We start from the raw sequence: 23,380 nt of genomic DNA on the forward strand, positions 1-23,380 counted from the left end.
GAAATGAGATCGTATTTAAAAATTAAAATTTTTTCGTTGAATCTATTGTAGGAAATTACAATAAGTTTATTGAAGAGAGTGGTCTTTTAGGCAGAATGATAAAAAATTAAGCTCAATTAATATTAAATAAATCATGATCAATACTATTCAAAATATATTAGAAAACTTAGGATTAAGCGCAAAAAAACGCGCTGTTCATATTCAGTTTTCCAATCCTGCGCTAAATCGCAGTATTTTTTTGCAACGCATTGATGGACAGCATCGGCTGAATCAGGGTTTATCAGCAGAATTAATTTGTTTGTCCTTAGATGCCGCTATTGCCCTGAAAGAGTTTATTGGTTGTCAGGTTGCCGTTGATCAAGTGACAGACAGCGGTACATTATTTCGTAGTACAGGGATTATTACCGCCGCCAGTCAAGGACAAAGTGATGGCGCATTGACCATTTATAAACTTAGCTTACAAGATGCGAGTGCCTTATGGCATAAACGGCGCAATAGCCGTGTGTTTATGAATAAAAGCGTTGTTGATGTCGTACAAATCATGTTTAAAGAATGGCAACAAAAAAGTGCATTATTTAGTAAGGCACTGACTTTGGATTTAACGGGTCTAAGTAAAGAGTATGATATAAGACCATTCTTTATGCAGTTATCTGAAACAGATCATGAGTTTCTAACACGGTTAATGCGCCAAGAAGGCATAAGTTGGTTGATTGATGAAGCGCAGTTAGAAGTTGCCACGCCAGCAGAACACATTCAAGCACAAAAACTTCGTTTGATTGATCATAATGAGCCATATCAAGCTTTAAATAGACGTTGTATTCGGTTTCATCGTAGTGATGCGACGGAGCAATGGGACAGCATCACGCGTTTTGTTGCAGAACGGCAAATACAACCGACCGCGGTTTATATTAACCGATGGCAAGCCGATGCACTGGATGTGGATGAAGGTGCGGGTTCAGTACTCAGTACACAGAAACATTCACAGCTCTATGATAATAGCAGTTTGGCTTTAGAAGATGCTTGGCATTTTAGTCCTGCGTGGATGCAAGATATCAATGGCGAAGATGGTGCAACTGCTTCGGGTAATCAGCAGATCGAAACTTATAATAAAACCTTAAGCGCCTATCATAATGCTCAGGCCAAGCAGTTTACTGCGCAGTCGACTGTCCGTGATGCGCAAGTGGGTTATTGGTTTACTTTCCAAGAACATCCTGAAATTGATCGACATGATAGTGCTGATCAAGCGTTCTTAATTATTGCCAAGACCTTTTATAACCAAAATAACCTCCCTAAAGAACTCAATCAACAAGTGCAAAGTCTATTGTCGAGAAGTCAGTGGTTGGTTGAAGATCAAACCGATGAACGACAAGCGAATATTCTGACCTTACAACGACGTAATATTACAGTAGTGCCGGAATACAATCCTTTGCAACATCGCCCAGCCGCACATCCGCAGCGTGCCCGTGTGGTGGGACCCGCGGGTGAAAGTATTTATGTCGATGAGTGGGGGCGAATAAAAGTTCGTTTCCTATTTACGCGTGCCGAGGACCATCATCATGATGGCGGTGCTGGCAGCAATGACAATGACACAGACTCTGCGTGGGTTGATGTGTTAACGCCGTGGGCTGGCGAAGGCTATGGTGTACGCTTCTTGCCGCGGATCGGTGAAATTGTGGTGATCGACTTTTTTGATGGCAATGTCGATCGACCTTTTGTTATTGGGCGTATCCATGAGGCACAGCGTAGTCCGACGCAGTTTGATATGAAAGGACAACTGCCTGATACCCGCCGCTTGAGTGGCGTACGTTCCAATGAGGTGGGTGGCAGTGGTTATGGTCAGCTTCGCTTTGATGACAGCACTGGTCAGATCAGCTCCCAACTCCAAAGTAGTCATGGTGCCAGTCAGCTAAATTTGGGAAATTTAAGCCATCCCAAATCTGCCGAAGAAAGTGAAGGCCGTGGTGAAGGATTTGAATTACGTACTGACCAATGGGGCGCAGTGCGGGCTGGGCAGGGGTTGCTTGTAAGTACCCATCAGCAAGGTGAAGCGGCGGGTGTGCTTCTAGAGGCAGCGCAGGCTAAGCAGCAGTTGGAATCGAGCTTAAATCGTGCGAAAGCATTGAGTGAAGCAGCCAAGAATCAACAAACAGATCCATTAGAAGTCTTAGACAACCTAAAAGGCTATATCGAAAATTTAGAGCAACAAGATCAGAGTAAAGCTGCAGCATTTAAACAGGCGATTATGTTATTCACGGCACCGCAAAGTATTGCTGTAAGCTCTAGCCAAGATGTTCATGTATCAGCAGATGGTCAAATGAGCCACAGTGCCGGAGACAGCATTAATATCAGTACTCAAAATGCTTTGCTTGCACATGCTCAGTCTAAAATTAGTCTATTTGCCGCGACAGAAGGTGCAAGATTGTATGCTGGTCAAGGCAATATTGAGATACAAGCACAAGGTGATGGTGCAGATATTATTGCCCGTAGCAAGGTGCAGATGATTTCAACTGAAGACGCGATAGAAATGAGTGCCAGCAAAAAAATAGTATTTACGGTTGAAGGTTCAAGAATAGAAATTAACAAGACTGGTATATTTATTACCACCGATAAAAAGTTTGAAGTTAAAGCGGGACAGCATTTGTTTAAGCAAGCTGAGAAAGTGAGTGTAGCATTACCATATTTACCTTTAGTCTCAAATTATTCGCATCAATTTGTATTAAAAGATAACAATGAAAATATTCTGGCCTATAAACCATATGTCATTACGTTAGCAAGTGGTGTGAAATATGAGGGTATCTCTGATAAAGATGGATTAACCCAGCGCATTATGACATCGAAGCCAGAGCAAGTAACAGTAGAATTATCCGTAGGTAAAATAAATGCCAAATGAGACGTATAGTACAGAAGAAAACAAACCAACATCAGTCATTAAAATTGATCAATATTATTTGGTTGTCGGATTTGAAGTGAATGTGCCGCAAGCGTATAGAAATGCTAAAACTACCTTATCAAGAAAAATAGAAAAACATCAGTTTATGGATGGTAATGGTGTATGGGATTGGGGGCATGCTTTTTTTTATATAGTCAAAAATGAAGCTGTATATTGTTTTTTTAGTTATGGACCGTCGATTGATAAAAGTGAGGCGCAAGCGCGTGGTGAACGAAAAACAGGAGGAGGGTCAATAATTGGTACCTCCGCAACCTGTCAATATGATATAGGAGAGGTTGCACAGTTATTTACAGTGGATATCGATAAAGAGACTGCCGATAAGATTAAAGCGGATGTAGATGCAATCTATATGCAAACAAATAACTACATCTATAACGAAGAAACTGAGGAGTGGGAAAGGCATCAATCGATGGATAAAAAATATCGTGCCTTAACGAATGAAACCTGTGCCAAAGAGGCAGAAGAGATTTTAAGAAAGCATTTAGCTCCGCAAATTCCAGCGGGTATGGGCTATGTAAAAGTCAAAGGTCTATCAAAAAAAGCTGTCAATCCTTATGCTTGGCATGAAAAAGTAGCAGCAGCAAATCTAAACCACTATACTTTTCCAGAGTATCCTAATGTAGGTAGAGCCGAAAAGCTTCTAGCCGCTTATAATGAAGTTGATAAAAATGGCATCAAGACAAAACAATATCTTTATAAGTTAAGAACATTCGATGTAGCGCGTCAACTTCAAAATGAGGGATTGGAGATGGAACCACAATTTAATACAAAAAGTAGAGATTTAAATTGGTATTTGTTAGCAGGTGATGAGGATCCGTTAAATGAACATAAATATCGATAAGATTTTTATCAATACGCTATTAGTATTGCTATTGAGTTTAAATACGACCTTAGCAAATACGCATGCTATAAAATATCAGGAGTCTAAAATGATTGAAGAAAATATTTACCAACTGATTCTGGAAATAAAACGAGTTGGCTTTAGTGAGAGATGGAATAGTAGTAAATTCTTTCGAGGACCATTAAGTCTACATGTATTAAAAGATGGTACGGTCACAGATTCAGGTAAGTATTCTTTACCTTCAAATGTAGTCAGTAATTATCCTGCTGCAATTCGTGTATCTGGTGTAAATGATAAAAATAGGCAATTAGTATTTATTGTATCGCCAACTAGTATGGCAGCATTTAAGTCTGATCTGGTGATCCCATTTAAGTGGTTGTTGGATCATCAATTTAAATATGAGGGTGTAAAATCACTAGGAACAGATGGAGAGTTGAATTATCCATATTATAAAGGGCAAGAACTTTTTGAGCATAGTTTTTTAGTATATGAAGAAGGTCGTAAAGCGACTTATTTTTTTAGTAGTAAACAAAAAGAAATAGATAAAGATCTTCATTTTATTCAGTTAGCCGTTATATTTGATCGTTAGTTTAATGAAGTTTCTTTGTTTAAGTACTAATCGCGAAGCAGCCAGAACATCTATATCGATCGTTTGCTGTTTGACTGCTGCGATTAATGTGTTGGACGAAGTATAAGCATCACCCAACTTTTGCGGTTTACCAAGGTGTTTTCTTCTCCCACTCAGGATCATAACCTGCGCAGGCAGCAGCGACGCTATGATAATCAGCATAGCTTTCTGCCAGTAAAATCTCAGGGACTTCGTTCAATGTTAGTACTGTATTGTTCCAATAATGCTTGGCTTTACGTTCAAAACTGAGTTCGTACAGTACCGCTGGAATATTTTCTTCCGGCACATAACTACCACTAAAGCTGATATGTACATCGATGCCGAGTTGCTTATAGCTTTTGGTATAGCGGTCAAATGAGCCTGCATCTTCAATGGCAGCACGTTGATAACCAAGTTTATTGAGTACACCTCTTAAGGTATAGGTATCTGTTAACCAGCCTTTACGATCATCAAACTGCTCAGCTTTTAGGTCGAGTGTGCTTGGTAAAGCGTGGCTCATTTGTTCAAATAAAAATTTCACTTTATAGTCTTTAAAGTGCGCTAACCATTGTTGTGCGAGTTCCTCTCCAACATAAACTGCGTGTGAAATTTGGATCGTGCTGTCTGCTGATAGTTCAACTTCATCATCATCTAGATTGAGTAAACAGCCATCATCACTGGGGCGGAAGTATTGAATGACACCATCTGGACGTTGTTCTTGCCATACCAAACGCTGGATAAGACGTTGCATGATCGGGTGAGCATAGATGTATTCTTGCCATTCTGCGACAGGCCATTGTCGTTGACTACACATCGCTTCATTCAAGCGTTGCGTCTGTAGTTCAAGTACCTGTTTTAATTCTTTTTTACTATTGCTGAGTAGCGCTTTAGCCTCTTTGATCAGGCTATTATCATCATGTTGGCGAGCCGCAGGGAGCGCTTTGATGATTTTGCCTTCTTCATTTTTTAGCACAAATTTATCTTTGTCGTCGACGATGGCTGTAAATTGGCGTGAACCATAATCTATTTGTAAAATACCATTTTCATCTAGGCCCGCTGTAGGAATGGTGCGATCAGCCAATTCATCGCTACTCCAATCATTACGTGCCGCAATATCGCTGACCAACTGATTTGCCAGCGTTTGCACGGATGCTGTGCGATAACGGCGAGATAAACCTAATAATAGCTGAATAATCAAAGGATCATTACTGAGCGAGAGTGCATTGAGCATGGCTTCAATTTGTGCACGACGTTGGTAATGTTGCTTCATATAGTCTTGCAGTTGTTTGACCGCAAAACTGCCTTGGGCATGGTGTGTTAGAGCCAACATCCCTTTGCTTTTGATGGCAGAACCGAGATAGGTTGCCATATGAGCACGTTTAATTTCATCAATGACTTGCTCTAAAGTATAGCTAGCATATTTACCATAATAGTCAGGATAGCGTTTCGCCCAATCTTGGTAGTTGGCAAGACGTGATGGCGCTTCCTTTTGTGCCAACGCGGTGGCTTCTTCTGCGGTTGGTCCACGCGTATCTTGATAAATAAAGCTTTGTAGTAGTTGGGCAGACAGTTGTTGTTGGCTTTTTTCGCTTAATAAACCCATATAGCGTTGTAAGAGTTCATTGGCTTTGGGGTCTTTTAGCTTTTCTGCAAGGACCAGCCACCAGCGGATGATATCAGGATCTACCGGCTGAGCATTTTGCCAAGTTAGTCGTGGAAGTTGGCTAAAGTCGAACCAAGCGAAACTTGCTGAGAGTTTAGCTTTTAAGCCTTGCTGTGCTTCTTTTAATAATACCTCGGGCTGTAAATAGGCCTGTATATCTTGACCTAGTTTTTCTAATGCAGTCAAAATCGCGGCACGCACCACTTCTTTTTTCTCTTTGGCTAACAGTGCATTTAGCGCAGGAACGGCATCTGGATGTTGTAAACGCGCCAGCCACTCAATGGCGGTAATCCGAATTTCCTGTTTACCCGAAGACAGTGCATCAATGGCACGTAAATGAATATTGGGCAGTCGATGCAGGGCTTGTTGTGCATCAAAACGCAGACGTTTATTTTCCCCTAAAGCAAATTCAAGTAAACGTGGAATAAACTGCTGAGGAATTTCTGGGAAGCTATTTAATATTACAATGGCACGACCAATATCAAAAGATTGGTATTTATTTTCTTCTTGAGACGGCGTTAGTCCTAAGGCTTCACCGAGATATTCGATGTTTTCTGCAAAGAATGGCCAGATTTGTTCTGCTTTGGGGAGGTAAGCATTGAGATCATGCCAATGATCGATGAGCATTTCTTTGGCAATCATGCGTTTAGGATTGTTAAATCCAGCTTGTTCTAAGGCCCATAGCAGTTGACGCAATTCTAAGTCCGCATATTGTTCTGGCTTCAGCATTTCAAAGATACTTGACCAATTAATATAATGGCGACCATCGAGCGCAGATACACGTAGTGCATGGACAATATTAAAACCTGAAACGTGTTTTAGCGCATTTTTATAATTAATAATTTGTTCAGAGTTTTCAAAACGCTTTAATGCGGTTTCGCCATTTAAATAGGCCACCACGCGTTCTAAGCTTTCAGTTTTAACTTTCTGTAAGCGTTTTAACTGGTTATTGGCCCATTGATATTTATAATCACGGTTTTTATTTTCTTCAATTTCATTGGCAGCAGCAATACGTGCTTTTTCTAAAATTTGTTGATAATTGTCCAACACCACTTGGGTAAATTCTGCTGGAATTTTAACATCAGGCAGAGTGGGTACGGGCGGTGTTTCCAGATGAGTCACAGCATCTGCTGTAGAGACGGCACTTAAGCGTTGTATGGCGGTTTGAATAAGCAGTTGTACTGATTTTTGTGTCTCTTGTTGTAATGCTTGTTCGAGTACAGGTGTACTGTCGGCATGGAGTCGCGCCAGAATTTCTGCGGCATAACCACGTTGTTTGCTGCTGCCATGCTGTAGATAATGACTTAAAAAGTGCATACTGTCTTCTTTGCTTAAATCGGCCAAAGTGCTATTGGCGGAATCACGCACTTTTTTTGCAGGGCTTATAGATAAAATCACCAACAGCTCTGGCAGTTTGCTGCGTAGATCTTTTTGTTTTTTTATAAAGTCTAAGAATTTTAGCTGGGCATCTGCTGAAAGCTTGGGAATATTGTGTTGTAGCTCAGTCAGATGCTGCTCTAAATACGCAACGCTATCAGAGAGTTTGTAGAGTATATCGAGTTGGTCATTATAGTAGCTCGGCACGTTTTGGCGTTCGAATAAAAAAGCAATCAACTTTGTGGACTGCCCAGCTTCATCTGCTTGTAAAAGTCGCGTGAGCTGTGCAAGGCTCCAGTGCTGGCGCAATGCTTTAGAATGGTCGCGTTCACTAAAGCCCAAATGTGCCAAACTGCTGACCAAGCCATCGATCACAATATAGTGAAACCAAATGGGTAAGTCAGGATATAAATGAGTCAGTGTCCGTTGCTGCGTTGCCGCTTCCAAGAGTTTACCCAAACGAATAATTTGCGCAGTTGAAAGGAGCTCAAAGATGCCTTCATAGAGTTCTTTGCGTGCATTCTTAGATTTTGTGGCGAGTTTTTCTTGTGCTTTGCTGAGAGTTGCTTGGCCATGGTACCAATGATAAACCCCTGGATTACCGAGTAATAAACACGCTTTATCATCAGCCAATTGCTGTAACTCTAATAAAACTTCAACGTGTTCTGCATTTAAAATAAAAGCCAGGCTTTTTTCGGCAAGTTTTTGATCGATTTCTGCTAAAGGAAGTAAAGCGTTTTGCAGCAGTGAACACGCTCTGGCATTGTCTGAAGAGAAGAGGTGTTTGAGGTGTTGGTAGACTTGGTTGAGCATGAATTGTCCTTAAATGTATGCGCTGTAGGCTGGGGGCGTAGATTGAAGATCAACAGACTATATAAAATGAATATGCTTAAATAATAATGCGATTTTATAAAAACACTAGATCATGATTGCGATAGTACGACATAACTTGTCTTACAGCACATGACTTGACTAGGTCAAGTCATAGTGGATTTGTATTGGGCAGGAGTGCTTGGTTTAGCATGTATAAATGTGATTAGTAAATAATTCATCATCAGTTAAGCAAAAAATGACAAGGAGGGGGAATAGAATCACCCTTTTGGGCAATGTGCTGTCGTCACTATATTGGCTAGGGTATAGACAGGTTGCAGATAATTTGCGCGATAAGTACAGGAAGTACTGATGATGAAAATAAAAAATCAACTGAGTTTAGCCTTGGCTGCCTGCGGAATTTTACTCAATACTCCACTATGGGCATTTGAGTTTGAAAATGATTGGGTTCAAGGGGAACTGCAAAATGATATCAGTTATGGGGTGGGTTGGGCATTGTCTAAACCAGATCAATCAATGATCGGTATAGGAAATGGTGGAACGGCTTCGACCTTATCATCAGATGATCATCGACTTAATTTTGAGCAAGGTGAGATTTATAGCAATGTCTTAAAAGGCGTACATGCTTTGAGTCTGGAGCATGAAAATTTTGGTGTCTTCATGCGTGCGAAATGGTGGTATGACATTGAGCAAAAAGACCGACATCAGCATTTATATGATATTAGCAATGCTGGTCGTTACCACTATGCACGCACATCTGGCATAGAGCTATTAGATGCTTATGCTTTTTCTCGCTGGCAGTTAGATGGTAAAGATGGTGAACTTCGTGTTGGTCGGCAGGTCATCACTTGGGGCAATGATGATTATACCCATGCTTTAAATGATCTATATGCCTATGATGGTAATGCTTATCGTCGACCTGGCATGATATTAGAAGAAGCACTGATCCCTGCACCAATGATTTATCTCAAACAGGACTTAAGCCATCACGCTAATATTGAATTGTTCTATCAATATGGTTGGGAAAAAATGGCCGTGAGTAATTGTGGCAGTTTTTTTTCGACCACAGACGTCATCCAAGATGGTTGTATGACGGGCAATTTGATCTATGGCAGTGATTTTAGACCCAATGATCCGGATTATCTCTATATTCCACGCAAAATGGATCGTGCTGCAAAAGATGGTGGTGAATATGGTGTGGCCTTACATTGGACTGAGTCTGCGCTAACAAATACCGAATTTGGCTTATTTGCAACGCGTTATCATAGTCGTGCACCATTTTATAGTGTGATCGCCAGCAGTGTATTAGATATCAATCAGCCTGAATTTGATGTCAATCTAGTGGGTAATTCGCCACTGGCAGGCTATTTGGCGGATTATCCAGAAAACATAGCGTTATATGCTGCGACCTTTAAGACGAAGTTAGCTGAAGGAGCAACCACATTATCTGGTGAGTTGAGTATACGTCCTAATATGCCTTTACAAGTAAATAGTACTGACCTGACGTATGCCGCGCTGGGCATTGATCGTATTGCCGAACAGTATATTGGGACTGCTGTCAGCCCAACCGTGATGCAAGGCGAGACTGTCGAGGAGGGGGCGTATCTACAAGGGTATCGTCGTTTGCCTGTTTATCAGGCGCAATTCGCGGTGAGTCAGTTTTTACCTGGGATTTGGGGAGCGGATTGGTTTTTATTGATGGGGGAGCTGGCATGGAATCATATCAGTGACTTAAAAACGGGTGCTGGAGCTATACGTTTTGGGCGAGACTCGATCTATGGTTATGGTGCTGTAGGACGTGATGGCTTATGTGAAAGTTTACTCAATACTGAAAACCCACAGTATTGTCATAATAAAGGATTTTATACAAGAGATTCATGGGGATATCGGGCTGCTTTGATTGGAGAGTTTGGGAAATTTGCAGAGGAATCCATTCGTTTACGCCCGATGTTGGTTTGGACACATGATGTATCTGGTTGGGGGCCAAACTTCAATGAACAAGCAAAGTCACTCGAGTTGTCTTTGAGCGCACACTATCGCGAAAAATATCATGCGACAGTGACAGCAAAGAACTACTTTGGTGGTCATTACAATACGTGGAAGGATCGGGATTTTATTGCGCTTAGTGTCGGTATGAAATTCTAGGTGTGTAATTTGGATAATGATAAAAGTTGACGGAGTGTTCTAAGTCAATGTCAAGGAGAGAATATGAAAGTATTAGCGATAGGTGGTGGCGGTAGTATGGGGCGTGCTACAGTACGAGCATTGCAAAAATTTGATTTTATTGAACAAGTAGTACTAGCAGGACTAGATTATGAACGGGCATCGCGTTTTGTTGTATCGTTAAATGATACTCGTTTTTCAGCATGTTATCTGGATATTACTGATCACGAGGCATTGCATCAAGCCATTCAAGCATGCGATGTGGTGTTAAATAGTGCAGGTCCTTTTTTTCGTTTTGGCTTACCAGTATTGCAAGCAGCAATAGAGCAAGCTAAGCATTATTGTGATATTTGTGATGATTGGCAACCGACTTTGGCGATGCTTGATCTACATGAAAAAGCTGTGCAACAAGGCGTTATAGCGATCATTGGTTTAGGTGCGAGCCCTGGTATTGCCAATTTATTGGCGATGAAAGCTGTGCAACAGTTAGATCGAGTCGATACGTTATATTCTGCATGGCGTTTGTCCAATGCGCATAACGAAGATGATGGTTTCTTTGAAACAGGTGAGGCGGCTGCCAGTGCGGATGCTGCAGCGGTACATTTGGTGCACTGTTTAACAGAAAGTATTCCTATAGTACAAGATGGTGTGATCACACAACGAATGCCGTTAGAGCAACGTCGTTTTAACTATCCTGGTTATGGTGAAATGGATTTATGGAGTATCGGTCATCCTGAGGCCGTAACCTTTCCTCGAAATTTTCCAACCTTGCAAAATTGTATGAATGGCATGTTGGGAGTTGATGTATTGGTTGACGATTTACAAGCATTGGCTGAACACGTTCGTACAGGAGCAATAACAGTTGATCAAGCTGCTGCACAATTAATGGCACAAGGTGGTCGAGATGAGCGACGTGAAAAGCTCTTACAGTTTGAGCAAAGCAATGAACAGAGCCATATGCAGAAGGCACCTCTTGGTATTATGGCTTATGCCGAAGGACTAAAAGATGGTCAGGCTATTCGGGTGGGAGCGACGTTAAAGCAGGTGCCTGCAGGCGGAATGAGTGCGGTGACAGGGATTCCATTGGCATTGTTTTTGCCTTTATTAAGACGAAATGCTGTACGTGGTCTTGGTGTGTTAGCACCAGAGCAAGCCATTGATCCAGATGTTTTTTTTCAGCTTTTAGATGGTTTCTGTGGCAATGCAGGGTGTGGTTTAACCATTCAGTCTGAAGCAATGCGCTAAAGCCGATTGGCGCGATTTTATGTAGGGGAGATGGCGATGGAATGCTTTAATTCTCAAACTATTTTAACAGGAATGATTCAGCGTCAAGCATTGCTGAAGCGCTTGGATCCCACGCGTCATGTAGCGATTCGGTTGTTATATGGTCCTGCTGGTTTTGGAAAGACTGTATTGGCCAAGCAGTTTGCAGAACAATATGAGCGACCAGTGATATGGTTGACACTACCGACAGTTCCCCATCTTACCGCGACTGCGCTGCAGACTTATCTGTGTCAAGCATTGGGTGCATCTTCAGATGATGAGCAGAGCTTAGAGCAATGTTATGCCAAACATCAAGATTGTTTAATGGTATTGGATCATTATCAGTCCAGTCCTGCCTGTGACATATGGTTATTCCAGACCATACAACGCAGTCCACTTCAATGGTTACTTACCAGTCGTGATCGTCCAGAATGGTCATTTAGTCGACTCTTATTGGAGGGGAAATTCAATTCGTTAAATAGTCAAGATTTAGCTTTGACAGAGACTGAAATTAGCGAGATCTTAGTGAAATTTGCACCAACACAGCATCTTTGCGCCCAACATTTATATGAACAGAGCCAGGGCTGGGCTGCTGTATTACGGCTGTTTTTGTATGCACAAAATCAGCGTGAAGCCCATAATCATATTCAGCTCTATCAGTGTCCTTATGTCTTGGATTATCTTGATCATGAAGTGCTTCATGTAATGCCTCAGAAAGAACTACATTTGTTGCAAGTGATTGCGCATGCGCCTTTTGTAGATCATATGATCTGTCATTTCTTATCTGGACAATCGGACTTATTACGGGACTTGTCGATTCAGAAAAATTTGCTACGAATTCAGCCTGGTAGTACAGATCGTTATACTTTATATGAACCATTGCGTGCTTTATTCAAGATACGTTATCCGCAGCAGCAACAAAAATTATGGCCAGTGCTGAACTGGTTAGAACGGAATCAGCGTTATTTGAGTACATTTGCTTATGCAGTTGCTGTCGCAGCCTATACGCGTGCAGTACAAGCCTTAGCACAAGTCGCCGTACAAAAATTATGGGTTAAAAATAACCTTGCTGTAATCTTGTCTGGCTTAGAGTATTTATCTCCTGATGACTTTACAGCACATCCTCAAGCGTTGCTGCTGGCAACACGGGCTTTGATCATGGGGGGGAAGTTAGATGCTGCAGATCGTTATTTGGCTGTGTTAGAACAGTATGATGTAACGGGTGCTGCGCTGGCTTTGCATGCAGAATTTGCCTTACATCGCGGTCAGGCGCAAAATGCTTGTAATTTGGCTGTACAAGCATTGGTTTATTTTGACCAGAATCAAGACTGGGTGCAGATGGTACTGTGTTTTTCGTGTTTGACTCGTGCTGAACTGGCTTTAGGTCATTATGCCCAAGCATTGAATCAACAACGCCAAGGTTTAGAATTAGCACGCCGTAAAAATGAAATCTTATTAAGTTGTCAGTTAATGCTAGATCAGGCACAAGTTGAAGAATTGGCAGGCAATCTACACCAGGCAATACAGTTATTGGACCGTATAAAAATACTGATTAGTCAGCATGGTGGTTCAGTGATGCTCTGTGGTGCTGAACAGATTCGTCGTGGTTGGTTGTTGATGTTAATCGGTGATGATGCTGCTGCACGGGAGGCTTTGCAACAAGGCTATCAGCTGTCTGTTTTATCAGGGAGTCCGATCTTTTTTTATAGTGCCGTGCTTTTGGCACAATTAGATGCACGTATTGGGCAAATACATCAGGCACAGCAACGTTTGATGGACATAGAACAAGTTATGTATCGTCAAAATATAGCTGAGTCTATTTATCGACGAATCTTACATCTGGGGCGTGCGAGCATTGAGCTGCTCAGTCATCAGTATCAACCGGCAGTACAGCGTTTGGAACGAATGCACGGTCAGTGCCATGATTTTAATTTGCTTACCCCGCCGAGTTCATGTCCAGAATTCTTTGAGTTATTGCAGTTAGTGCATGCACAAGCACTCTGTTCGCAAGGTGAACTAGATCAAGCGATTGGATTATTAACACATGTATTAGAAAAAGCACAGGGATCGGGCTTTCAAATTATTGTAAGTCAAGCACTGATGGCTTTGGCTAAAGCACGTCATGAACGTGGTGATGGTCATCAAGCTGAACGTCTGTTGGCTTCAGCAACCGCGATGGCTGTGCGGCAAGGTCAAGGACAATTAACCACATTGCAATCAGCACAATCAGCGATTGGTACAACAACAGCGACAGTGACAAGTTATTTCACACAATCGAGCAGAGCTCAGTCATCACTTGAGCCGATGGAAAGTGTATTAAGTCCGCGAGAACATGTTGTTTTAGAGCTGATTGCCAAAGGATACTCAAATGCAGAAATTGCTGAGATATTATCCATCTCACTACACACTGTAAAAGCCCATGCCAAAAAAATTAATGCAAAATTTCAAGTGAATCGACGCACATTGGCTGTAGCGAGAGCCAAGACATTAGGACTATTGGCATAAAAATGCAAAGATCAAATCAATAACAATTTACGCTTAAGGGATGAGCTTATGAGTCAGTATCAGCAGACGGCATCGTCGTTGCCAACCCGCTGGTTTGCACCAGCATATGGTATGGGAAGTCTAGGACCAGCCATTTTTATATTGACCCCGCAGATTTTACTTTTATTTTTTATGACGGAGATTTTAGCGATCCCGCCAGGTGCTGCCGGTATTGGCATACTGATACCGAAGATATGGGAATTAATATTTGACCCTTTACTTGGTCGTTGGTCGGATCGTTTGAATACCCGTTGGGGAAGAAGACGACCATTGATGGCTGTTGGTGCAGTGGTATTTTTAATGGCTTTTATGATGATGTTCTTTGCACCGAATTTAGCGCATTGGCAAAGTACTTTATTATGGGTTGTGTTGTTTTATACATTGACCAGTACTGGATATTCATTATTTACGGTTCCTTATGCCACATTGTTGGCAGAAGTGACTGAAGATCCACATATTCGAACACGCATTGCTGCATGGCGTAGTGCAATTCTAGCATTAGGTTTCTTACTAGCAGGCGCTTTAGCGCCATGGGTGGTTGCAACTTATGGCGGGGACTATCATGCCTATCGTATTATGGCGGTGTTAATTGCACTGATTGCATTTACAGGCATGATGAGTGCTGTTATTGGTACGGGTGGAATTCCGCTTCAACAGAAGCATAAACGGCAACAAATTGCTTTACTGGCACCTTTTCAGAATCGAGCATTTCGCTGGTTATGGATTGCTTTTGTCATACAAATGATGTCTGTTGCATTAAGCACAGCGATGTTGCCTTTTTATAGTAAGTACTGGCTAGGTAATGATCCAACAGTTGTGCCAAGTATATTTTTGGGTTTGACCTTACTTACTGTTGCAACAACTTGGTGCTGGACTTATTTAGCACGACGTTTAGGTAAATATCATAGTTTTATGATAGCGACAGTACTATATGGTTTGGCAACGGCTGCATTGTGGCTTGCGATATATGGCGCTGCTGGGCTATGGTTTGCCATATTTATTTTTGGTATTGCCAATGCTGGGCAACAATTATTTTGCTTTGCCATTGTACCTGATATTATTGCAAAACAACGTCAGTCTTCGGGGATTGAATCAGAAGGTGCTTTTACTGGTCTTTGGATATGGGGTGAAAAAATTGGGCTTGCGCTCGGTGCGGGATTAGCGGGTTTAATTTTACAAGTTGCAGGGTTTCGGCAAGGTTCTGGTAATGCTTTACTTGAACAAAGTCATGGGGCTTTATTGGCTGTGGCCTATTCCGTTTCATTCCTTGCTGCTGTTATTTGTGTTTTGTCACTTCCTGCAATTTGGTTGTCAAAACGATATATGCAAGACTTTAAAGATAAAATAACACTAACAGAGATAGAGACACAATATATCGATCGATTGAAGGGCGAGAAGAATTAGGCATTATTTCAGCCCCTTATACAGACCACTGATGGTATTGAAGGAGATGGTCGATGATCTAGGAGGGCTGAAGGGCTGAGTGAGATCGGACAGCCCTTTGGGGCTTGCGTTAAGGTTAAGCGCTACCGCAAGCATGGGCTATAAGCACCGAATGATATTCACATTGTTGATCTGTTCATTGACCCGCTACGCAGCGGGTTTTTCGATATCAAGTTGATATTGTAATCCTTGTAATTGCAGCAACAGATGGCGCCATTGCAGCAAGAGGTGCCGAAAGTCTTGTTGATCGATCATACGCAAGGTCTTGGCGACCATGCTCAGACCTAAGCTTTCAAAGTGTTGCGCATAGCCCAGCAGAGCTTGTCGGTCATTGGCATCACATTGCGCACGTCCTGTATTGGCATAGAATTCCAATAAACTTTGACATTGCTGGATTAAATGTTGCAAGGGCGTTGCCTTGGCACCGTGTTGCCACTGTCTTTTTTGCTGCAGTAGTTTTTCAATGCGCCCCGCAATCAGCTCAAATACATTGCCTTTGGGTGGGCGAGGTGGTCGGTGATAATCTAGACTAAAAATGTCTAAGCCTTTTTTCTTTTGTAAAATCAAACTACAGGGGATCAAACGTATTTGCCCATGTGTATATTGCACACGGACTAAGCTGGCGATTGGTTTTTCATATTGAATGAGTTGATTGAGACGCTGAATGCGCTGTTTATAGGCGGTATCTAAGGGAAGAATCAGTTTTAAGCCCATCCCATGTTGATCAATCACCCGACATTCAAAATATTGCTCAACTTCATTGAGCTCAGCAGGACGAATCTCTTGATGACGTAATAAAATATAGTGATTGGGATTTTGATGGATGCTTGATGTCGGTTGAATCAATTGCTGTAATTGCTGCCAGTCCGTTATGCCGATAGCATGGTGTGCAAAATCTTTAGGGCTGAGTGTAGAAAATGGCTCTTTTTGTAGAAAACGGGTTTTATCACTCGCGCTTAAACGATGATCCGCAGCAAGTTGCGCGTGGCTCAGGCTGAGTTGATGCTGTAGTAAGTAGTCTAGTGAGCTACCCCAAATTCCTGATTGTGCTGCACTATTCTGATCAAAGCTGCTATCGAGATGATTGGCACGGGCTTGGGTAACTTCTAGCATATTTTTGCCGTCAACATCCCAAAAGCAAAGGCTTAGACCGTGAGCACCACTGTCATATTGCCACCATTCACAGCCCAATGGAATCAAGTGGGCATAGCTTTGTTGCTGATAATCGCGTTGTAGTTGCCCTCGTAAAGTGTTTAAACGTTCAGGTTGTTGTGCTGCGGCAGTTAAAGCAGCGAGATAGGCATATAGTTGCGCCAGTCGGTCAAAGATTAGTTGTTCATCAACCTGTACGTCATGTGCTTGAAATTGGCGCATCATGCCGTGCAGTTGGCGTAATTGACTGGCCAAACGAGGTAGTTTTTGTGCGCGTGCTTGCATATTTAAAATATGTAATGCCAATACCGCTTCTGTCGCCAGATGCGATAAACCCTGCGCAATAAACTGACGGCACATTTGCTGTAATTCAACAATAAAGTGCAAATCTTCCGCACTGAGGCTTGGTGCTGTACTGTGGTTGGGCGCGCTCAGCTCATCTGGCCATTGCCAAGTATTGGCAGCATGGCGTTCAAACAAAATAGCCAAACAAGCCAAATGTACTGCAGCTTGTTGTTTGTCATCGATATCGGACAACATGCCATTCAAGCCCAGTAAGGGAAAAAGTAAAACCGGTTGCGCGCTGAGGGACAGTCGAAAGCAGATTTTGTCGGCATCTAAATCAATTTGACATTGTTCAGGATGCTGCTGCCATTCCAGAAAGAACTGATAAGCCAAACGACGCTGTGCTTTATTGACTTGTTTCAAGCTATGACTGACCGATAACGCTAATGCTTTGGCTAAAGTTGCCTGTTCAGCCGTATTGTCTACTGCTGCGCTTGCAGTTGGCGGATGCTCTGCTGCTGAATCTGTGTTTGTGTTTGTGCTTGGCGTGCTGGGGGCTAAAGGTGCGTCAGCCTTAGGGTTAGGGGTGGGCTGTACTGCTGCGGTGTGGCTATGGAAAAATTCAGACTGTTGTAACCATACAATCGCAGCCAAAATATGCTTGCAACACTGGGTGGCACTACAGTCACATTGTGCTGCTGCAATGCCTTGTGGTGTTAATCGCACTTGCTGTGACTCAACCTTAAAATGCAATTCGGTTGCGCTTTGATTGTCCAGTTGCACCGCATCAAGGCTTTTTTTAGCACGACGGACGAGCCCAGCATTGCTGTATAAGCTTAAGCTATCATCGTCATATTGTTGATAAATTATCCAACTCATTGCATCACCTCGGCAAACCATGTTGCCAAATGTTCTGGGGTCATGGCGGCAATTTGCATACCACATTGTTGTAATTGCTGTGCGATATTGTGGTCATAGCAAGGGTTGGCTGCTTGATCCAAAGCCGCGAGTCCCAATAAGGTACAGCCTTGTTGTTTTAAAGCCGTGGTGGTGTTGAGTAAGGTTTGGATGGATGCACCTTCTTCAAAATCACTGATGAGCACCACAATACTACGCTGTGGATTGTTAATTTTTTGCGCGCAGTACTGCATTGCCTGACCAATATTGGTTCCACCCCCCAGTTGTATGGTGAGCAGTACCTCGACTGGGTCATGTGCCATATGTGATAAATCAACCACCTGTGTGTCAAACAACAATAAGCTAATATTGACCGCTGGTAATGCCGCTAAGATGCTGGCACAAATGGCTGCATACATGATGGAGTCCATCATTGAGCCACTTTGGTCAACACAAAGTACAATGTCCCATTGCAAGTGTTTTTGGACACGGGCATTAAAATAGGGATTTTGAATAATCAGTTGTTTACGATCTACCTGATAATGTTTGAGATTCTCTTGAATAGTGCGGCGCCAATCAAAGTTTTGTGCTTGGCGAATAGGTGAACGACGAAAACGGTGACGACGACCCTGTAAGGATTGCAAGAATTTTGGGCGGATTTGCTGCAATAAGTCGGCAACGACTTTGGCTATAAGCTCACGGATAGCCTGTTTCATCTCGCTATTGAGACGACCACGTAGGCTGAGCAAGGCTTTGGCCACAGCAGGATTGGCATCGAGTTGTTGGATATGCTCAGGTGTTTTGAGCAACTCTGTCATTTGATAGCGCTCAATCGCATGGCGTTGCATTCGTTCAAAAGTTGACTTCGGGAATAACTTTCGACTTTGATTGAGCCAGTGAATGGCGGTCAGTTGTGATGCATCTAGGCTGCCATGTCGAGCAGATTGTTGTTGGATACCGCGACGTTGGTATTCTTGACGATATAAATAATCGAGATGCTTTTCCATTTTTAGTTGTGAGGCATTAAGTGTTGCATCACACAGACGCTGATCGGCATAGCGTCCAAGCATTAAGCGCCAGCGACGTGCTTGGTCTATTGGGTCTAATGCTGTTGTGGTGTTTTGCTCTACCTCTTTGGTATTAATTTGCGGGGCATTGGCTTGCGGCGTGCTGACTGCTGATGATGCCATCTTATTATTTTGAGCTGCTGTATCGGGCTGGGGATTCTGCTGCTGTGGGCTTGACATGGCTTAGGTTCCTCTGGATCAGTCAGACGTAGGGGCGGCGGATATTGCCGATGCTAGGCTGGTGGTGTGTGCTGCATGATTTTCGAACCAATCTTGTAGCTGATCATGCCCATAGAGATGTTGTAGCTGTTGATTGAGCTGCAGCCCTTGCAACATGTCTTGTTCACTAAATTGAGCAAATACTTGGTCTAATACATCTTGGCTACTGAGCCCACTGAGTGTGGCAATTTTCTCAGCAATTGTTTGACTTTGTTTGGGGTTGAGCTGACTAAAGGCATAACGTAAGTCTGGCAAAATTTGAATAAAATCCTCTTCGGACCAGCCGCTGACCAATTGATAGAGCGCTTCAATGGCAATCGGAGACTGCACAAAAATTTCTGGTGCAATAAAGAACATACCTTGTAAATATTGCACAGACTGATCTGCTTGACTGCCTGTGGCAAAGCTTTGTTTTAAACGTTGGCTGAGTTGTGCTTGATCAATACGCTGATCGAGGAATTGCAGCACATCAAGTGCGCCTAGGAGTGGGCTGAGATGAAATTGTTGTAGGCGTTGACGATCAATTTGTTGATACAGCAGCGTCAATAGCTTGGCATCCGGCATCATTGCCGCTGTATTGACAATTAGCTCGTGTAATTGCTTGAGATGCTGAAGGTTTGCAGCAACTTTTTCTTCATGCGCATCATAAAGTTGCTCTAGCAATAGACAGCTATGCTGTAAGGCAAGCTGCAATTGATCTAGCAGTTGCTGCGCGGGCAGTTGTAGTAAGGTCCGACCATGCCAGAGATAGTACAGTTGTTGTGCGGCACTGATGAGCGAGCCAAGATTTTGCTCCTGTTGGATGTAATGACTCAGTTGCTGACGCAAGAGTTGCAATTGTTGTTTTAACCCCAAACGGCATGCCAAAGCCAGTAATTTGGCGGTTTCCGCAGCCGATTGTCCCAAGCCTTGTTGTTGGTTGTGCTGTTGCTGTGCCAATAATTTTTGTACTGCAATCTGTGATAATTGGCTGGCATGTTCAGCCAGTTCAAGCAATCGTGCTTCAACACTGGGCGTCCAAGCATAGCGCCATTCTTCAAAGAGCAGGTCTAGTCCAGCACCATTGACATAGTCTGGTCCCGATAAACACTGCGCAAAGTCGCAACCTACAAATGCCAGCAAATGTAAAAATTGGCTGATTTGCTGATGTAAGGGTTTACGGAATACATCAAGCTTACGTTGTCTACTGAGAGTGTCGCTGAGTTTAAAACGATATTGTTCAATTTGCTGATAAACATTGCGCAGCAGTGCTGGCTGATGCTGGTTGGCGGGTACTTGCCCTAGCTGTTGACCGCTGAGAAAACGGTAAATCTCTTGTAATAAATGCTGTTGACCATCATCGATCTCGCCTTTGATCAAGGCACTTTGTAGTGCATCGAGCAGGTCATAGCGACTGGGTTGATAGTGTCCGCGTAAATCAGCCAAGCGCCAAGCGATTTCGGCAGTGTGGCGAATGGCTAAGAAGCGGTTGATATCTAAACTCTCTTGCTGTTGTAGTGTGCTACACAATAGGCTGAGGTAGCTTAAAAAGTCATGTTGGCGTTGTGCTAGATCTCGTGTACCTGCTTGTAGCTGTTGCCAGAAGTTTTGATAATAGGCTGGAGATGGCATCCCTGACGCATAGCCATTGAGCGCATCCAGTCGATCAAAACTATAACGAATCAGCCACGCCTGTTCTTGCCAATTTTTTTGCCCCTCGTTTACTGCACCGATGTGTGCTGTATCGGTGTTTGCGACAACAGTAGCGGGTGCATCTTGTTGTACATTCTGTTGTATCGGTTGTTGTGCAGATTGTTGAGCTGCTTGCTGAGCAGATTGTTGTGAACTTTGCGCGTGTTCAATCAGCGCAATACTATGAAAACCGCCTGTGATCACCAGCACTCTGTGATCAGGTGCTAAATAAGCCTGAATTTTCTGCCACATCTGTGCTTCACGTGCGAGGGATGCATCTTGACGGAGTACCTCGGGCTCATAGTCCAAACGTGCCAAACTACACCACACCAAGACATCATCAAAAAAAGTCGCGGCATTTTGTAATTTATCTGGTGTTTGTAACTCAAAGAGATGATCCCAAAGCTCATCATGATTACGACAATGTAAGCGCTGTGCCAATTGTTGGATATAGTCACTATGCGCCAAATAACGTTCCGACATTAAACTGCGTTGCTGTTGGTCTAATTGCTGTTGGACTAAACTCAGCTCACTTTGTTGGTGCCAAGGCAGATCAATAAAGTCTATTTTTGCAGCGAAAGCCTGTCCATGTTGCAGTGCAACCCATTCCGGTGAGTAATCGCAAAAAGGGAAATAGGCAGATGCGACCTGTTCGGCTGCTTCTTCTACGACCTCGTCTGTTGCCGCATCGAGTTGTTGATTTTCTGCATTATCCTGTTTTGCAGTAACTTTACTGTTTTCAGCATTGTTGTCAGCGCTGTTTTCAGCGTGGTGAGTCGTGGTGGTCTTGGTTGCCGCTTTCGTTGCTGTCGCAGTTTTGTTGCGAGCATGTGCTTGGGCAAAGATTGCTATAGGTGGTTGCGTTTGAGCATCAAGCAAACTCGGCAGCAAAAAAGCAAAGCTGGTCGGTGCTTCAATCAGAATATGCGTCGGTTGCAGCTGGGCAATATAATGTTGTAAGGCATAAGCACAGGCTGGGCTGTGATGGCGAATCGGCGCAAAATATAACTGTTGCTCTGCTTGCAGCTGTTGTTTGGCTTGCATGGCTTGTTGTAAGCGTTCAGGCCAGTGCTCAGTTCGGTGCGTTGTCATACTGAAAACTCACGACTGGCATTGTAGAAGGCTTTCCAATCGGCATCTTGGCGTGCACGCTCTTTGGCGACGGTTTCAATATAATATTGCATCCGTTTGGCATCTTCTGGATTGTCTTTAAACACCACACCAATCAATTGCTGTGCAATATGTTCAGCACGTAACACGCCATCGCCTAAGTAAATGGCTTGCAATCCAGCAGCATGGGCAATGTTGACTGCTTCGGCGGTCGACATGACGGCATCGGGTGTTTTTAGGTTGGCGCCTTGTAGACTTTGTCCAGTACGCAGTTCATTGAAAATAGTAACCAATAATTCAATCACTGGGGCTTGAATATGCAATTCGCTATACAGCTCTGCCAGTTGTTTTTGCAGTTGTAGCTGGACCAATTCGATTTCAAACTGACGATCACGAATCGCTTTGACGGTTTCAAAGTTAAAACGACGTTTGAGTGCTGCAGACATTTCATGCACACCGCGATCGCGTAAGTTGGCTGTGGCAATCAGGTTAAAGCCTTGCTGTGCATGTAGACTGTAGTCTTGTCCCATCTCTGGAATCATCATTTGTTTTTCAGACAATAACGAGACTAAAACGTCTTGTATTTCCGGTGGGCAACGGGTGATTTCTTCAAAGCGGGCAATTTTGCCATAGCGCATGGCATGAAACAGTGGTGAGGCAATAAGCGATTTTTCTGAAGGACCTTCGGCTAGCAATAAAGCATAGTTCCAAGAGTATTTAATATGATCTTCAGTGGTACCCGCCGTCCCTTGAATCGTATATTGCGAGCTACCACAAATGGCGGTACTGAAGAGCTCTGAGAGCATTGATTTGGCAGTACCAGGTTCGCCAACCAGCATCAGCCCTTGATTGCCCATCAGGGTTACCAAAGCACGGTCAACCAGAGCATCATCGCCATAAAACTTCTTTTGAATTGCGAGTTGATCGTCACCTAAAATAAAACGACGTACTGCGTGTGCTGACAGTTGCCATCCTTGGGGTTTACGCTGTTGGTCCTGTTCCGCCAGACGTTGTAGTTCATCGGCATATTGTTGTTCGGCTTTTAATTTCAACTGTTGTGTATTTGCAGTGAGCTGGTTCATGACAATCTAGCTTTGGATGAATTAAATTTAAAAACATCATAACCATGAATTTTAACCCTGACTAGTTGGCTATATGGGTATGGCGACAAATAAAGTCGCACGAATTGCTCGTGCTGGGAAGGCTAAATGCTGGAGCAGGCGAGACATTGTCGATTGCTTGATGGGTTGATTGGTCGATGGGTTGATGGGTTAGTCGATTGATTTTGTTGTGCCCC

Annotated in this window: 12 protein-coding genes; 7 read left to right on the top strand and 5 right to left on the bottom strand. The window is 43.1% G+C overall.

Going from position 1 to position 23,380, the window contains the following annotated elements; genetic code table 11:
- Window positions 1–133: 133 nt before the first annotated feature.
- Genes BFG52_RS02595 through BFG52_RS02605 form a run of 3 tightly spaced genes read left to right on the top strand, consistent with a single transcriptional unit; the run spans window position 134 to window position 4,380 of the window.
- Window positions 134–2,890 carry a type VI secretion system Vgr family protein gene (locus BFG52_RS02595; RefSeq protein WP_067552243.1) on the top strand — a complete coding sequence of 919 codons (2,757 nt, stop codon included), beginning with the start codon at window positions 134–136 and terminating at the stop codon, window positions 2,888–2,890.
- A complete protein-coding gene (locus BFG52_RS02600; RefSeq protein ID WP_067552246.1) occupies window positions 2,880–3,791 on the top strand; it encodes a hypothetical protein in 912 nt (303 codons plus the stop codon). The genes BFG52_RS02595 and BFG52_RS02600 overlap by 11 nt, the downstream gene beginning before the upstream one ends.
- Window positions 3,772–4,380 (top strand): hypothetical protein, encoded by a 609-nt coding sequence (locus BFG52_RS02605; protein WP_067552249.1) that lies wholly within the window; start codon window positions 3,772–3,774, stop codon window positions 4,378–4,380. The genes BFG52_RS02600 and BFG52_RS02605 overlap by 20 nt, the downstream gene beginning before the upstream one ends.
- 127 nt (window positions 4,381–4,507) lie before the next feature.
- Here the strand turns inward: BFG52_RS02605 and BFG52_RS02610 are convergent, their stop codons facing one another.
- Entirely contained in the window at window positions 4,508–8,251 is a 3,744-nt protein-coding gene (locus BFG52_RS02610) for a DUF4132 domain-containing protein (RefSeq protein WP_067552252.1), read from the bottom strand.
- 369 nt (window positions 8,252–8,620) lie between these two features.
- Between BFG52_RS02610 and BFG52_RS02615 the strand changes: the two genes are divergently transcribed.
- The 4 genes from BFG52_RS02615 to BFG52_RS02630 all read left to right on the top strand — a co-directional run bounded on the left by BFG52_RS02615 (window position 8,621) and on the right by BFG52_RS02630 (window position 15,643).
- Window positions 8,621–10,414 (top strand): DUF1302 domain-containing protein, encoded by a 1,794-nt coding sequence (locus tag BFG52_RS02615; protein ID WP_067552255.1) that lies wholly within the window; start codon window positions 8,621–8,623, stop codon window positions 10,412–10,414.
- A gap of 63 nt (window positions 10,415–10,477) precedes the next feature.
- Window positions 10,478–11,677, top strand: coding sequence for a saccharopine dehydrogenase family protein (locus BFG52_RS02620; protein ID WP_067552258.1), 1,200 nt, complete (start codon window positions 10,478–10,480; stop codon window positions 11,675–11,677).
- A gap of 36 nt (window positions 11,678–11,713) precedes the next feature.
- A complete protein-coding gene (locus BFG52_RS17420; protein WP_157758063.1) occupies window positions 11,714–14,200 on the top strand; it encodes a LuxR C-terminal-related transcriptional regulator in 2,487 nt (828 codons plus the stop codon).
- A gap of 48 nt (window positions 14,201–14,248) precedes the next feature.
- Window positions 14,249–15,643: an MFS transporter gene (locus BFG52_RS02630; protein WP_067552264.1), complete on the top strand. Its 1,395-nt coding sequence runs from the start codon at window positions 14,249–14,251 to the stop codon at window positions 15,641–15,643.
- Between the two features lie 186 nt (window positions 15,644–15,829).
- Here BFG52_RS02630 and BFG52_RS02635 read toward each other — a convergent pair whose 3' ends face one another.
- The 4 genes from BFG52_RS02635 to BFG52_RS02650 form a co-directional block, all read right to left on the bottom strand.
- Window positions 15,830–17,998, bottom strand: coding sequence for a hypothetical protein (locus BFG52_RS02635; protein ID WP_067552267.1), 2,169 nt, complete (start codon window positions 17,996–17,998; stop codon window positions 15,830–15,832).
- The gene (locus BFG52_RS02640) at window positions 17,995–19,086 is read right to left on the bottom strand and encodes a VWA domain-containing protein (protein ID WP_228703824.1); all 1,092 of its coding nucleotides are present in this window, start codon (window positions 19,084–19,086) and stop codon (window positions 17,995–17,997) included. Before BFG52_RS02640 ends, BFG52_RS02635 begins: the two co-directional genes overlap by 4 nt.
- Window positions 19,087–19,281: 195 nt before the next feature.
- A complete protein-coding gene (locus BFG52_RS02645) occupies window positions 19,282–22,065 on the bottom strand; it encodes a DUF5682 family protein (RefSeq protein ID WP_067552270.1) in 2,784 nt (927 codons plus the stop codon).
- Window positions 22,062–23,165 (bottom strand): ATP-binding protein, encoded by a 1,104-nt coding sequence (locus BFG52_RS02650; RefSeq protein ID WP_067552273.1) that lies wholly within the window; start codon window positions 23,163–23,165, stop codon window positions 22,062–22,064. Before BFG52_RS02650 ends, BFG52_RS02645 begins: the two co-directional genes overlap by 4 nt.
- Between the last annotated feature and the right edge of the window lie 215 nt (window positions 23,166–23,380).

Origin of the sequence: Acinetobacter larvae, from assembly GCF_001704115.1 — a bacterium.
Taxonomy (GTDB): domain Bacteria; phylum Pseudomonadota; class Gammaproteobacteria; order Pseudomonadales; family Moraxellaceae; genus Acinetobacter; species Acinetobacter larvae.